The 14,177-nt window shown below is 72.5% G+C and carries 13 protein-coding genes; 5 read left to right on the top strand and 8 right to left on the bottom strand.

Annotation, left to right across the window (positions count from 1 at the left end; translation table 11 throughout):
* The first annotated feature begins 97 nt into the window (after positions 1–97).
* The gene (locus ACH4OA_RS26145) at positions 98–853 is read left to right on the top strand and encodes an alpha/beta fold hydrolase (protein WP_397939525.1); all 756 of its coding nucleotides are present in this window, start codon (positions 98–100) and stop codon (positions 851–853) included.
* Between the two features lie 13 nt (positions 854–866).
* On the opposite strand, the gene ACH4OA_RS26140 is transcribed toward ACH4OA_RS26145, so the two are convergent.
* Positions 867–1,466 carry a class I SAM-dependent methyltransferase gene (locus tag ACH4OA_RS26140; RefSeq protein WP_397939523.1) on the bottom strand — a complete coding sequence of 200 codons (600 nt, stop codon included), beginning with the start codon at positions 1,464–1,466 and terminating at the stop codon, positions 867–869.
* A 75-nt stretch (positions 1,467–1,541) separates the two neighbouring features.
* Positions 1,542–1,970 (bottom strand): PPOX class F420-dependent oxidoreductase, encoded by a 429-nt coding sequence (locus ACH4OA_RS26135; protein WP_365881946.1) that lies wholly within the window; start codon positions 1,968–1,970, stop codon positions 1,542–1,544.
* A gap of 91 nt (positions 1,971–2,061) precedes the next feature.
* Between ACH4OA_RS26135 and ACH4OA_RS26130 the strand changes: the two genes are divergently transcribed.
* Both ACH4OA_RS26130 and ACH4OA_RS26125 read left to right on the top strand, forming a co-directional pair.
* Positions 2,062–2,475 carry a roadblock/LC7 domain-containing protein gene (locus tag ACH4OA_RS26130; RefSeq protein WP_365881944.1) on the top strand — a complete coding sequence of 138 codons (414 nt, stop codon included), beginning with the start codon at positions 2,062–2,064 and terminating at the stop codon, positions 2,473–2,475.
* A gap of 126 nt (positions 2,476–2,601) precedes the next feature.
* Entirely contained in the window at positions 2,602–3,870 is a 1,269-nt protein-coding gene (locus ACH4OA_RS26125; RefSeq protein ID WP_397971290.1) for a DUF6397 family protein, read from the top strand.
* A 28-nt stretch (positions 3,871–3,898) separates the two neighbouring features.
* On the opposite strand, the gene ACH4OA_RS26120 is transcribed toward ACH4OA_RS26125, so the two are convergent.
* Both ACH4OA_RS26120 and ACH4OA_RS26115 read right to left on the bottom strand, forming a co-directional pair.
* Positions 3,899–4,765 (bottom strand): acyl-CoA thioesterase II, encoded by an 867-nt coding sequence (locus ACH4OA_RS26120; RefSeq protein ID WP_365878440.1) that lies wholly within the window; start codon positions 4,763–4,765, stop codon positions 3,899–3,901.
* 40 nt (positions 4,766–4,805) lie between these two features.
* Positions 4,806–7,319, bottom strand: a complete 2,514-nt coding sequence (locus ACH4OA_RS26115; protein ID WP_397971287.1) for a DEAD/DEAH box helicase — start codon at positions 7,317–7,319, stop codon at positions 4,806–4,808.
* 145 nt (positions 7,320–7,464) lie between these two features.
* On the opposite strand from ACH4OA_RS26115, the gene ACH4OA_RS26110 reads away from it, so the two are divergent.
* The gene (locus ACH4OA_RS26110) at positions 7,465–8,259 is read left to right on the top strand and encodes a metal-dependent hydrolase (RefSeq protein WP_397971284.1); all 795 of its coding nucleotides are present in this window, start codon (positions 7,465–7,467) and stop codon (positions 8,257–8,259) included.
* A 104-nt stretch (positions 8,260–8,363) separates the two neighbouring features.
* On the opposite strand, the gene ACH4OA_RS26105 is transcribed toward ACH4OA_RS26110, so the two are convergent.
* The 4 genes from ACH4OA_RS26105 to ACH4OA_RS26090 all read right to left on the bottom strand — a co-directional run bounded on the left by ACH4OA_RS26105 (position 8,364) and on the right by ACH4OA_RS26090 (position 13,138).
* On the bottom strand, positions 8,364–8,633 hold the full coding sequence (locus ACH4OA_RS26105; protein ID WP_397947066.1) for a type B 50S ribosomal protein L31: 270 nt from the start codon (positions 8,631–8,633) through the stop codon (positions 8,364–8,366).
* 60 nt (positions 8,634–8,693) lie between these two features.
* Complete coding sequence (locus tag ACH4OA_RS26100; RefSeq protein ID WP_365878432.1) at positions 8,694–9,164, bottom strand: DUF5709 domain-containing protein; 471 nt, start codon at positions 9,162–9,164, stop codon at positions 8,694–8,696.
* A gap of 396 nt (positions 9,165–9,560) precedes the next feature.
* Entirely contained in the window at positions 9,561–11,342 is a 1,782-nt protein-coding gene (locus tag ACH4OA_RS26095; protein ID WP_397971281.1) for an ABC transporter ATP-binding protein, read from the bottom strand.
* On the bottom strand, positions 11,339–13,138 hold the full coding sequence (locus tag ACH4OA_RS26090; RefSeq protein WP_397971278.1) for an ABC transporter transmembrane domain-containing protein: 1,800 nt from the start codon (positions 13,136–13,138) through the stop codon (positions 11,339–11,341). Before ACH4OA_RS26090 ends, ACH4OA_RS26095 begins: the two co-directional genes overlap by 4 nt.
* 283 nt (positions 13,139–13,421) lie before the next feature.
* On the opposite strand from ACH4OA_RS26090, the gene ACH4OA_RS26085 reads away from it, so the two are divergent.
* Complete coding sequence (locus tag ACH4OA_RS26085; RefSeq protein WP_397971276.1) at positions 13,422–14,165, top strand: L,D-transpeptidase family protein; 744 nt, start codon at positions 13,422–13,424, stop codon at positions 14,163–14,165.
* Positions 14,166–14,177: the final 12 nt, after the last annotated feature.

The raw sequence follows: 14,177 nt of genomic DNA, 5'->3' as shown, positions 1-14,177 counted from the left end.
CCGCATTCTCCCGCAGTACACCGCTTTTCCGGTACATCTTTCACGTCATACATCGTGTACGAGGTACGGTGAGGTAGATCGATACGAGGAGGGGAACATGCGGCAGACCGCGTTCGACGGCGGGGGCAGCCACATCCGGTGGACCGAGGTGCCCGGCGCGGAACCCGCCCGGGTGTACCTGCACGGGCTCGGAGCGGTGTCCGCCGTGTATCACGCGCATATCGCCGCCCGTCCCGAACTCGCCGGGCGCCGCAGTCTCTTCGTGGACCTTCCCGGACACGGCACGAGCGACCGGCCGCAGGACTTCGGGTACACACTGGACGACCACGCCCAAGCGGTCGCCGTCGCGCTGGACGCTGCCGGAGTCACGGGCGCCGAACTGCTCGGGCACAGCATGGGCGGTGCCGTGGCCATCGTCCTCGCCCACCGGCGGCCCGACCTCGTGTCCCGGCTGGTCCTGACGGAGGCCAACCTGGACGCCTTTCCCCCGCCTGCGGCCGGCAGCAGCAAAATCGCCGCCTACGGAGAGGACGATTTCGTGGAGAGGGGGCACGCGCGCGTGCTGGACACCGTCGGCCCGCTGTGGGCGGCCACCATGCGGCTGGCCGACCCGCGCGCCCTGCATCGCAGCGCTGTCGGCCTGCGGCAGGGGTCCAGCCCCGTGATGCGTACGCTCCTGGAGGGGCTGCCCGTCGACCGCGTCTACCTCCAGGGCGAGCACAGCGGCGAACTCGCGGACCGGGAGGGCCTGGAAGCCGCCGGGGTGCGCGTGGTGACGGTGCCCGGCGCCGGACACAACGTCATGTTCGACAACCCCGACGCCTTCGTGGCGGCCGTCACCGGCACGGACTGATTCCGCCTGACGCTCAGTCCTCGCGCACCGCGACCGCGAGGAAACGGGCGTCCTCGTCCACGTACGACGTCATGCGCCAGCCCGAACGGGCCAGCATCGGCCGGAGATTGTCCTCGGCCCGCAGGTCATCGGGCGTGATCCGGCGACCCTGACGCGCGGCCAGGGCCGCCCGGCCGATCGGATGGAACAACGCCAGCGTGCCGCCCCGCCGTACACCACGGGCCAGCTCCCGCAGGTTGTCCACCGGACGCGGCAGATGCGCGATCAGCCCGGCCGCGAACACGGCGTCCAGACATCCCGGACGCAACGGCAGCGCGGAGACGTCCGCGAGCAGCAGCCGCCCCTCACGGTGCCGGCCGGCCCGTATGGCGGCCTGGAGCATCGCCGGGGTCAGATCGGCGCCCAGGACCACGCCGGAAGGACCCACGGCGGCCCGCAGCGGCGGCAGGGCCCGACCCGTGCCGCAGCCCGCGTCGAGCACCCGATCCCCCTCGCGCAGTCCGAGGCCGGCCACGGCGGCGGCATAGGCAGGGCCGTCGTCCGGGAACCGGCTGTCCCAGTCGGCGGCCCTGGCGGTGAAGAACTCCTGGACATGTGTGTGGTCGTCACTCATGCCCGCATGATTCCTCACCGTCACCGCACACGTGTGTGCCCCCACTCGCCCTGCACCGTCGGCGCTGACACGGGATCAGGCCGCGAGGTCTCGCACCGCCACCACGTTCTCGACGCTGACGCGGACCAGGAGTTCACCCGGTACGCCGTTGCGGGCGCCGTACTCCTCGGCGCGCTCCTCGCCCATGTACCGGGCGGCGATCCGGGTGGCCCAGCGACGGACTTCGGCCAGATCCTCCGAGAGCCGGGCCCGGCCGCTCAGCACCACGAAGTGGAACGGTGGACGGTCGTCGTCCACGCACAGGGCGACCCGGCCGTCACGGGCGAGATTGCGTCCCTTCACCGTGTCCTTGCCGGTGTTGAACACCACCTCGTCCCCGTCGAGCAGGAACCAGATCGGGGCCACATGAGGGCTCCCGTCGGCGCGGACGGTGGACAGCTTGCCGGTGCGGGTGCCGTCCGAGACGAACGCCCGCCATTCCTCATCGGTCATCTTCTCTGCCATGCGCCCATCCTGCTTGCCCGCGCGCCGGTCGTGGGGAAGGCTGGCGGTGAGTTCCTCCAGCCAGGGGGAGACATCACACGGGGAGATGGACATGGCGCAGAACCAGGGCCTCGGCTGGCTCCTGGACGATCTGACCGAGCGGGTGGACCACGTCCGCCATGCGCTCGTCCTGTCGAACGACGGACTGGTCACCGCGGCGAGCACGGGCCTGCGCCGCGAGGACGCCGAGCATCTGGCCGCCGTGGCCTCCGGGCTGCACAGCCTGGCCAAGGGCTCGGGACGCCACTTCGGCGCGGGACGGGTACGCCAGACGATGATCGAGTACGACGACGCCGTGCTGTTCGTGACCGCGGCCGGCACCGGCAGTTGTCTGTGCGTGCTCAGCGGCGCGGAGGCCGACATCGGCCAGATCGCCTACGAGATGACCCTGCTCGTCAACCGGGTCGGCGAACACCTCGGCGTCGACGCCCGACAACCCGAGCGAACTCGAATAGCAGACGCCTGACCTGGGGCTTTTCTCGCCCCCGTGGAGTTATCCACAGGCCCCGCCACGGCAGGTCAGGAAATGGCTACGGTGGGTGCACGGCGAACGCGCAGGGCGTGAGCCAGGACTCCGCGGGGGAGTACGACCATGTCGACCAGCACCTTCGATCCGGCCCGCACCAGCGCTCCGGTCCACGGCAGTACGTGTACACCGAGTCGTGCGGCTCGCGAACTTGGGCTCAAACCGGGCGAGTTCGATCTCGCCGTCCGGCTCGGCCACATCCGGACCGTGCCCGACGAAGGCGGGGGAGGGGGCCGCCGGGTGGACCGCGCGGAGATCGACCGTCTCCGCGCCCAGGACGGCTTCCCCGAGTCCCTGCTCGGACGGGTCCGGGTCGTGGGCACGGCGGAGGGGTCCGCCCTCATGGAGATTCCGGCAGCCAGGTTCACCAGGCTCGCCCGGCTGGGCCTGATCGTGCCCGTCAAGTTCTACCTCAACCGATACCGGGCCGTGGTCTGGCTCTATCTGGTCGAAGAACTACGCCAGTTCGCGACCGGGCCGGAGAACGCGCGCCTGCTCAAGGGGCGTACGCCCGAGACGCTGCGGGGCCAGCTCGCGGCGGGAGTGGACCTGCGCGCACGCAACTGGCGCGGACGCCACCTGGGCTTCCTGCTGCGGCAGGCCGGCGACTCGTGGGCACGCGCCGGGGCCGTGGCAGCGCTCCTCGCACCCGCCGAGGTCGCCGACATCGTCAAGGACCCTCACGAGCGGGCGCGTGTGAACCGGTTCCGGCCCAGCCCGGCCGGGCGCGGCGCTCCCGATTCACCTGCCGCGCACATCACCGAGCAGCTCATGACGGCGCAGGACGGGGACGAGATCGACTGGCTGCGCAGCGAACTGGCACGAGCGGTCGAGGAAGCCCGCGATACCTCACCCGCCCCGCACCCGGCCCACCGTCCCAACCCGTGCCCGGCCACCCCCGTCGCCCACCCGATCTCCCACCTCGTCCCGCCCCCGGCCACCCACCTCGCCCCGCGCGCGGCCGTCCGCCTCGTCCGGCATCCGGCCGGCCGCCTCATCCCGCGCCCGGCAGCCCGTCTCCGCCCGGTGGCGATGCGCGCGGCCGCGCGCCCCATTGCCCCGATGGCTCGCACGGTCACCGGCGCCACGTGGGAGACGCCGAAGCTGTCTCGGGCAGCGGCGTCGTCGTCCGCACCGGCACCGCGGTCGCGGTCTCCGTTGCCGCCCCCGGAGCCAGCGGTGCTGCCGTCTCCGGAGCCGGCGGTGCGGCCGGCGCCCCCGTCGGCCCGCCGAGGGCCTGAGCCGGCACGACCCGCTCCGCAGCGGCCGTCCCGCGGCCTGCGGGCCTGGCTGCGGCGCAGAAGCCCACGGTCCACGGCGCACGCGCGGGGCTGAACCCCGGCACGGCCCCTGCCCTCAGCGACTACAGGGCCCGGAACAGACCTTCCTGGACGACCGAGACGAGCAGCCGCCCCTCGAGGTCGTAGATGCGCCCGCGGGCCAGCCCGCGCCCACCCGTGGCGATCGGGGACTCCTGGTCGTACAGGAACCACTCGTCCGCGCGGAAGGGCCGGTGGAACCACATGGCGTGGTCCAGCGAGGCCATGTCGAAGTTGCGCGGACCCCACAGCGGCTCCACGGGGATGCGGACCGCGTCCAGGAGGGTCATGTCACTGGCGTAGGTCAGCGCGCACGTGTGCACCAGGGGGTCGTCACCCAGTGGTCCCACCGCGCGCATCCACACGGCGCTGCGCGGCTCGGCGCCCTTGATCTCGTCGTCGTTCCAGCGCAGCCGGTCGACGTAGCGGATGTCGAAGGGCTGGCGGCGTGCCATCCGCTCCAACTGCTCGGGCAGCGTGCCCAGTTGCTTGCGGATCTCCTCGGAGACCGTCGGCAGCGACTCGGGGTGCGGTATCTCGCGGGCCGGCGGCAGCTGGTGCTCGAAAGGTCCTTCCTCAGGCTTGTGAAAGGAGGCGGTCAGATTGAAGATCGTGCGGCCCTGCTGCACGGCCGTGACCCGGCGCGTCGTGAAGGAGCGTCCGTCGCGGACCCGCTCCACCTGGTACACGATCGGCACGCCCGGCCGGCCCGGGCGCAGGAAGTACGCGTGCAGCGAGTGCACAGGGCGGTCGCCGTCCGTGGTGCGGCCGGCGGCGACCAGCGCCTGGCCGGCCACCTGGCCGCCGAAGACCCGCTGGATGGACTCCTGCGGGCTGCGGCCACGGAAGATGTTGACCTCGATCCGCTCCAGGTCGAGCAGGTCGACCAGGCTCTCGGCCGGATTCGTCATCGGTGGGTTTCTCCTTGGCTTGCCTCGGGCCGGGTACGGCTCACAGCTGGCCGACATCGGTGACACGGACGATCGCGCGGCCCTCGGCGTCGGAGGCCGCGAGGTCGACCTCCGCGCTGATGCCCCAGTCGTGGTCGCCGTTCGGGTCGTCGAAGATCTGGCGGACGCGCCAGAGGCCGTTGTCCGGCTCCTCCGTGATGAGGAGCAGCTTGGGACCGCGGGCGTCGGGACCGGTGCCGAGGTCGTCGTACTCGTCCCAGTACTTGTCCATCGCCTCGCCCCACGCGTCGGCGTCCCAGCCGGACTCGGCGTCCAGCTCGCCGAGTTCCTCGACCTGGTCCAGGGTGGCCAGTTCCACGCGGCGGAACATGGCATTGCGGACGAGGACGCGGAAGGCGCGGGCGTTGGTCGTGACCGGCTTGACCTCGTCGGCCTTCTCCCGGGCCTCCTCGGCGGTCATCACCTCCGGGTTGGCGAGCTGCTCCCACTCGTCCAGCAGGCTGGAGTCCACCTGGCGCACCATCTCGCCCAGCCACTCGATCAGGTCCTGGAGATCCTCGGACTTCAGGTCGTCCGGGATGGTGTGGTCCAGGGTCTTGTAGGCGCTGGCGAGGTAACGCAGCACGATGCCCTCGGTGCGGGCCAGCTCGTAGAAGGAGACCAGCTCGGTGAAGGACATCGCCCGCTCGTACATGTCCCGGACCACCGACTTCGGCGACAGCGGGTGGTCGCCGACCCACGGGTGGCTCTTGCGGTAGGTGTCGTAGGCGTGGAAGAGGAGTTCCTCCAGCGGCTTCGGGTAGGTCACGTCCTGGAGGCGCTCCATGCGCTCCTCGTACTCGACGCCGTCCGCCTTCATCGCGGCCACGGCCTCACCGCGCGCCTTGTTCTGCTGCGCGACGAGGATCTGCCGCGGATCGTCCAGGGTCGACTCGACCACGGAGACCATGTCGAGGGCGTAGGACGGCGACTCGGGGTCGAGGAGCTCGAACGAGGCCAGGGCGAACGTGGACAGCGGCTGGTTCAGGGCGAAGTCCTGCTGGAGATCGACCGTCAGCCGGACGATGCGGCCCTCGGCGTCGGGCTTGTCGAGTTTCTCCACGATCCCGCCGTCCAGCAGCGAGCGGTAGATCGCGATGGCCCGGCGGATGTGCCGCAGCTGCTGCTTGCGCGGCTCGTGGTTGTCCTCCAGGAGGTGGCGCATCGCCTGGAAGGCGTTGCCCGGACGGGCGATCACCGACAGCAGCATCGTGTGCGTCACCCGGAAACGCGAGGTCAGCGGCTCCGGGTCCGACTCGATCAGCTTCTGGAAGGTGTTCTCCGTCCAGCCGACGAAGCCCTCCGGCGCCTTCTTGCGCACCACCTTGCGCCGCTTCTTCGGGTCGTCGCCCGCCTTCGCCAGCGCCTTCTCGTTCTCGATGACGTGCTCCGGCGCCTGTGCGACCACCAGCCCCGCGGTGTCGAACCCGGCGCGTCCGGCCCGGCCGGCGATCTGGTGGAACTCACGGGCCCGCAGGGTGCGCACCCGGCTGCCGTCGTACTTGGTCAGTGCCGTGAACAGCACGGTGCGGATGGGCACGTTGACTCCCACGCCGAGCGTGTCCGTGCCGCAGATGACCTTCAGCAGTCCGGCCTGCGCGAGTTTCTCCACCAGGCGCCGGTACTTGGGCAGCATGCCGGCGTGGTGCACACCGATGCCGTGCCGCACGTACCGGGAGAGGTTGCGGCCGAACTTGGTGGTGAAGCGGAAGTTGCCGATCAGCTCGGCGATCTGGTCCTTCTCCTCACGCGAGCACATGTTGATGCTCATCAGCGCCTGCGCCCGCTCCACGGCCTGGGCCTGCGTGAAGTGGACGATGTACACCGGGGCCTGCTTGGTCTCCAGCAGGTCGGTGAGCGTCTCGGTGAGCGGGGTCAGCTTGTACTCGTAGGACAGGGGCACCGGGCGGGTCGCCGAGCGGACCACCGAGGTGGGGCGGCCGGTGCGGCGGGCGAGATCCTTCTCGAAGAAGGACACATCGCCCAGCGTGGCCGACATCAGGATGAACTGCGCCTGGGGGAGTTCGAGCAGCGGGATCTGCCAGGCCCAGCCGCGGTCGCCCTCGGCGTAGAAGTGGAACTCGTCCATGACGACCTGGCCGACGTCCGCGTTCCTGCCGTCGCGCAGCGCGATCGACGCCAGCACCTCGGCGGTGCAGCAGATGACGGGCGCGTCGGCGTTCACGGAGGCGTCACCGGTGAGCATGCCGACGTTCTCGGTGCCGAACAGCTTGCACAGCTCGAAGAACTTCTCCGACACCAGGGCCTTGATGGGAGCCGTGTAGAAGGTGACCTCGTCCCGAGCCAGCGCGGCGAAGTGCGCGCCCGCGGCGATCATGCTCTTGCCGGAACCGGTGGGCGTCGAAACGATCACGTTCGCCCCGGACACCGCCTCGATCAGCGCCTCCTCCTGGTGGGGATAGAGGGTGAGACCGCGCTCCTGGGCCCAGGTCTCGAAGGCTTCGTACAGGGCGTCGGGATCGGCGGTCGGCGGGAGCTGATCGATGAGGGTCACGCCCCCATCTTGCCTGGCCCACCGCCCGAGCGGGGAATCGGCTGCGAGTACGAAGATCACGACGGTTACGCTGTGTCGCCGGCGCGGCGCCGGCGCACCAGGACAACTGGACAGCGGCACACGAGGAATGGGGCGGGAAGCGGCCATGATGGGACCAGCACACTCACTGTCGGGGGCCGCGGCCTGGCTGGGCGTCGGAGCGGCCACCGCGGCGGCCGGACACCCGATGCCCTGGCCGGTCCTGCTGTGCGGCGCCCTGATCTGCGCCGGAGCCGCTCTCGCCCCCGACCTGGACCACAAGGCGGCCACCATCTCGCGGTCCTTCGGACCGGTCTCCCGCTGGATCTGCGAGATCGTGGACAAGCTGTCGTACGCCGTCTACAAGGCGACCAGGAAGCAGGGCGACCCGCGCCGCTCCGGCGGCCACCGCACACTGACGCACACCTGGCTGTGGGCGGTCCTGATAGGCGCCGGCTGCTCCGCCGCGGCGATCACCGGCGGCCGCTGGGCGGTGCTGGCGATCCTGTTCGTGCACATGGTGCTGGCGATCGAAGGTCTGCTGTGGCGGGCGGCGCGCGGCTCCAGCAGCGACGTCCTGGTCTGGCTGCTGGCGGCGACCAGCGCGTGGATCCTGGCGGGCGTGCTGGACAAGCCGGGCAACGGCTCCCACTGGCTGTTCACCGAGCCGGGGCAGGAGTACCTGTGGCTGGGACTGCCGATCGTGCTGGGTGCGCTGGTGCACGACATCGGGGACGCCCTGACCGTCTCGGGCTGCCCGATCCTGTGGCCGATCCCGGTGGGCCGCAAGCGCTGGTACCCGCTGGGGCCGCCGAAGGCGATCCGGTTCCGGGCGGGCAGCTGGGTCGAGCTGAGGGTGCTCATGCCGCTGTTCATGCTGCTCGGCGCCGTGGGCTGCGCGGCGGCCCTGAACGTCATCTGAGCGAGCCCCCGGCACCGGCTCGCGTTCCGGCCGCGCTCCCGGGACCAGGGCGTGGCCCGGTGTGCTCCTCGGCAGCGGGCTCTGACCCGGCGGCGAGCCCGGATTCAGGGCCCCTCGCCGGCCTCCGCGCCCGCGGTGCCGTACCGGCGCTCGAAGCGTGCGACGCGGCCCTCGGTGTCGACCGTGCGCGCCTTGCCCGTGTAGAAGGGGTGGCTCTCCGCGGAGATCTCCACGTCGACGACCGGGTAGGACCGGCCGTCGTCCCAATCGATGGTCTGCTCGCTCTGCGCGGTGGACCGGGTCAGGAAGGCGTAACCGGCGGCGCGGTCGCGGAAGACGACGGGGTGGTAGTCGGGGTGCTTGTCCTGCTGCATGGCGGCTCCTCGATAGGGGAGGTCGGTGCGGAGGCGTCCGGATCACCAGGATGGCCCGGCTCAGCCGGGGAGGGCCTCCTCGTCGACGATGTGCACCGCGGCCTCCTCGGCGGAAGCGGCGGCACCGTCGATACCGACATCGGTGGCGACCAGGGCGGGCTCCTCGTCCTCGTGTGCTCCCTCGTCGGGGGCCACGAGCCGGCCGGAGCGGAAGTGGCCGACCTCGTTGTCCAGCAGCTCGCCGTCCGTGCCGGCGCAGTCGCCGATCCCGTCGCCGTCGGACGCGGCGAGATCGGGCAGCTCCTCGGCGAGCCGCTGGTCAAGGGTCTCGCCCGTCCGGCGTTCGGCCGCCGTCACCCCGATGTGCTCGACCGCCCACGGCCGCTCGGGAGGGGACCAGCCGCGGTCGAGCGGTTCGGCCAGACCGTCGAAGTCCAGTGTGTCCTCGACGTCGAGCACCCCCGTGTCCTCCGGTATCTCCGAGGGGTCGGGCTGGTAGACGTCGTCCCCCCATCCGTCGGCGCTGTCCACGACTACCTCCAGGTGGTGAGGACGGCCGGGTGCCACCCCAGCGGGCGGCGGGCCGCCGGCACACGCGGCACGGGCGTCGCACACCGCGAACCGGCTGGTTCCCGGGCGCGTCCCGAGCCGCTGCCGCTCTCCAGCCTTCCACCCCCGCTCGGCACCGCGCAACGCCACGGGAACGGGCGGGAGCGCCCGTCGCTGCGGCAGGGCCGGACACCGCTCACCGGGCGACGGCGCGCGGCGGGCGCAGGACCCGGACGGCCCCGGGGCCCGGCGCCCGGTGCCGCGGCGACGGGGATGCATCGAGCGGCCGTGACGGGGCGCTTCGCCGTCACCGTAGCCGCCCGCGTTCCCGGAACACCGGCCCCCGCCGGTGCGGGCGCCGGTGCGTCCGGTCGGTGCTCACCCGTGCCAGGACCGCCACAGCGCCGCGTAGGCACCGCCCGCCGCGACCAGCTCGTCATGGCTGCCCAGCTCGCTGATCCGGCCGTTCTCCACGACGGCGATCACGTCGGCGTCGTGGGCGGTGTGCAGCCGGTGGGCGATGGCCACCACCGTGCGGCCGTCGAGCACCCGCGCCAGGGAGCGTTCCAGATGGCGGGCGGCGCGCGGGTCGAGCAGCGAGGTCGCCTCGTCCAGGACCAGCGTGTGCGGATCGGCCAGCACCAGCCGGGCCAGCGCGATCTGCTGCGCCTGCGCCGGGGTGAGCGTGAGGCCGCCCGAGCCGACCTCGGTGTCCAGGCCGTCGTCCAGGGCCCGTGCCCAGCCGTCCGCGTCGACCGCGGCCAGGGCCGCCCACAGCTCGGCGTCCGTGGCGCCGGTGCGGGCCAGCAGCAGGTTGTCGCGCAGGGAGCCCACGAAGACGTGGTGCTCCTGGTTGACGAGGGCGACGTGCGAGCGGACGCGTTCGGCCGGCATGCGGGACAGCTCCGCACCGCCCAGGGTGACCCGGCCGTCCCGGGGCGCGTAGATCCCGGCGAGCAGCCGGCCCAGCGTGGACTTGCCCGCGCCGGACGGGCCGACCAGGGCCAGCCGGGTGCCCGGCGCGACCTCCAGGGAGACTTCGCGCAGCACGTCGGCGCCCTCCCGGTAGCCGAAGCGCACCCGGTCGGCGTGCACGGCCCGGCCCTCGGGGACCAGCGCCGCGTCCCCGGCTTCCGGCTCGATGTCCCGCACTCCGACCAGGCGGCCCAGCGACACCTGGGCGACCTGCACCTCGTCGTACCAGCGCAGGATCAGGTTCACCGGATCGACCAGCATCTGCGCGATCAGCGCGCCGGTGGTCAGCTGGCCCACGCCGATCCAGCCGTGCAGCACGAACACACCGCCGGCCATCAGCACCGAGCCGAGCACGAGGAGATGGACCGTGTTGATGACGGGGAAGAGCACGGACCGCAGCCACAGGGTGTAGCGCTCCCACGCGACCCAGCGCGCGATACGCAGCTCCGACAGGGCCACCCGGCGGGCGCCGAGGCGGTGGGCCTCGACGGTGTGGCCCGCGTCCACGGTCTCGGCGAGCGCGGCGGCGACGGCGGCGTATCCGGCGGCTTCCGAGCGGTAGCCGGACGGCGCCCGTTTGAAGTACCAGCGGCAGCCGATCACCAGGACCGGCACGGCGAGCAGCACGGCGGCGGCCAGCGGCGGGGCCGTCACGACCAGCCCGCCGAGCAGCAGCAGGGCCCAGACGACGCCGATGGCCAGCTGCGGCACGGCCTCGCGCATGGCGTTGGCCAGCCGGTCGATGTCGGTGGTGATGCGGGAGAGCAGATCGCCGGTGCCCGCCCGCTCCAGCACGCCCGGCGGCAGCGCCACGGCCCGGACGAGGAAGTCCTCGCGCAGGTCGGCCAGCATCCGTTCGCCGAGCATCGCGCCCCGCAGCCGCACCTGCCACACGAACACGGCCTGCACGGCCAGCGCCAGCGCGAACAGCCCGGCGGTCAGACCCAGGTGCAGTTCCCGGGCCCCGTCCGACACCCGCTCGACCAGGCCGCCGAGCAGGTACGGGCCCGCCATGGACGCCACCACGGCCACCGTGTTGACGGCGATCAGCAGCAGGAACGCCCGGCGGTGCCGGCGGAACAGCTCGGTGACGTAGGCGCGTACGGTCGCGGCGGCACCGACGGGCAGGGTGTCGGCGGTCGTCGGGGCCGCCGGGTCGTACGCCGGCGGCGCAACGCCGATCATGCGCTCTCCTCGATCTCTTCCAGCTCCTGGAGGGCGTCCAGCAGCAGGCCGTCGTCGGCCGTTTCCTCGTCGGTCTCCCGGGTCACCACGGCCCGGTACCGCGGCTCGCCGTCGAGCAGTTCGCGGTGCACGCCGACCGCCACGACCTCGCCCGCGTGCACCAGGGCGACCCGGTCGGCCCGGTCGAGCAGCAACGGAGAGGAGGTGAACACCACGGTCGTGCGCCCCGAACGCAGACGGCGCAGACCGTCCGCGATCCCGGCCTCGGTGTGCGAGTCGACGGCGGAGGTCGGCTCGTCCAGCACCAGCACCTCCGGGTCGGCGATCAGCGACCTGGCGAGGGCCAGCCGCTGGCGCTGTCCGCCGGACAGGGAGCGTCCGCGTTCGGTGATCCGGGTCTCCAGCGGATCGGTCGCGTCCAGTGAGCCCTGCACCAGCGCGTCCAGCACGTCCTCGCACCGCGCCGCCGCCAGCGCGTCCGCGGCCCGCACGGCACCGGAGGAGGGCACGTCGAGCAGGTCGCGCAGGGTGCCGGACAGCAGCACGGGGTCCTTGTCCTGGACCAGGACGGCGGTCCGGGCGGTGTCGAGGGGCAGTTCGTCCAGCGGCACCCCGCCGAGCAGCACCGACCGGTCCGGTTCCGCCGGATGGCCGCCCAGCCGTTCGGCCAGTTCGCCCGCCGCGTCCGGGTCGCCGCACACCACGGCGGTGAACCGGCCGGCGGGAGCGAGCAGACCGGTCACGGGGTCGTACAGGTCACCGCCCGGCACCTCGGCGCCGCGGGTGCCGGCCGTGGCCGTGGACCGCTCCAGCGCCAGCACGCGCGCGGCGCGTGTGGCCGACGGGCGTGAGAAGGAGTAGGCCATGGCGATCTCCTCGAAGTGCCGCAGGGGGTAGTTGAGGACCATGACCGCGCTGTAGACGGTGACGAGTTCGCCGACGCTGATCCGGCCCTGGCGGGCCAGTCCGATGCCGTGCCAGACCACCACGATCAGCAGCAGTCCGGGCAGCAGCACCTGCACGGCGGAGACCAGCGACCACATCCGGGCGCTGCGCACGGCGGCGTGCCGTACCTCCTGGGAGGCCCGGCGGTAGCGGTCGAGGAACAGTTCTTCGCCGCCGATGCCGCGCAGTACGCGCAGCCCGGCGACCGTGTCCGAAGCCAGTTCGGTGGCCCGGCCCGCCTTCTCGCGCTGCACATCGGCGCGGCGCGTCGCCCGGGGCAGCAGCGGCAGCACGGCGAGCGCCACGACGGGCAGGCCCACGGCGACGGTCACGCCGAGCGCGGGCTGGTACACGATCAGGCCGACGCCGACGACCAGCACCGTCACGGCGGCGGCGGTGAAGCGGGAGACCGCCTCGACGAACCAGCCGATCTTCTCCACGTCGGCGGTGGAGACGGCCACCACCTCACCGGCGGCCACCCGCCGGGTCAGGGCGGAGCCCAGCTCGGCGGCCTTGCGTGCCAGCAACTGCTGGAGGCGGGCCGCGGCGGTGATCCAGTTGGTGACGGCGGTCCGGTGCAGGAAGGTGTCGCCGACGGCGATACCCGTCCCGCACACCAGCATCAGAGCACCCGTCAGGGCGAGCCGGGTGCCGGACCGGTCGACGGCCGCCTGTACCGCGAGACCGACGCAGAAGGGCAGGGCGGAGACGGAGACGAAGTGGAGCAGTCCCCAGGCGAGCGACTTCAGTTGCCCGCCCAGCTGGTTGCGCCAGAGCCACCACAGGAATCGAGGGCCCGAACGCACGTCGGGCACGCCCGGGTCGGGATACGGAAGGTCTTGAATCTGCATGACGTCCCAGTGGCTCGTGTCAGGGCAGGGAAGAGAAGGAAAGGGGGAAAGGGGGAACGGGGAAATGGGGGAGAACAGGAGGGAAGGGCAGGGGATGGGAGGGGAGGGCGGGAGTCCGCGGCGAACGGCAGCAAGCCGTGAAAGGTTCGCGTCGCGGAGCGGGGATTTCAAACAGTTTTTCTGCGCGCCCCGCGCGATCCGCCGCGTTCCGGCCAGGACTTCGCCGTCCTTTTCCCCAGCTCCGTGGCCCGGGCGAGGCGGGGCGTGGTGGCACTCTGGGCGGATGCCCATCGACAACGCACGGCGCGCGGCGGTCGCGGTGGCGGCCTGCGCCGTCCTCCTCGCGACGCTCGCCGCCTGCGGCACCCCCGCCCACGGTCCCGTCCCCCGGGGCGTCCAGGGTGCCCACGGCCGGACGGCACCCACACCCACGGCCGGCCCGACCCGCGTCCCGGGGATCGGCGACCGCCTGTACCGGCGGATCCCGGCCGGCTCCCGGCAGGTCGTGGCCGTATACGGCGAAGGCCGGGACTCGACCGGCTCCCGGCTCGTGCTGTACACCCGGCGGGGCACCCGGTGGCGGGAGGTGCGCGCGTGGCCCGCCCACAACGGCCGCGCCGGATGGACCACCCGTCACCGCGAGGGCGACCAGCGTTCCCCGGTCGGCGTGTTCACCCTCACCGACGCGGGCGGGGTCCTCCCCGCCCCGGGCACCAGGCTGCCCTACGACCACGACGCGACGGCCTACGCGCCCCCGGCCGGCTGGGACCAGGCGCACCAGCACGACTTCGACCACGTCATCGCCATCGACTACAACCGCCGCAGGGGCACCCCGCCGCGCGACGCCACCCGCCCCTGGGGAGAGGACAAGGGCGGCGGCATCTGGCTGCACCTGGACCACGGCAGCGGCACCTCGGCCTGCGTCAGCGTCTCCAAGGAGGCCATGCAGTTCCTGCTGCGCACGCTCGACCCGGCCGACGGCCCGGTGGTGGTGATGGGGGACAGGGCGGCCCTGACGGCCGGGTGACCGCGCGGTGCC

Source organism: Streptomyces sp. NPDC017095 (genome assembly GCF_044332325.1).
Classification (GTDB): Bacteria; Actinomycetota; Actinomycetes; order Streptomycetales; family Streptomycetaceae; genus Streptomyces.
This window is presented reverse-complemented; position numbering and strand designations above follow the sequence as displayed.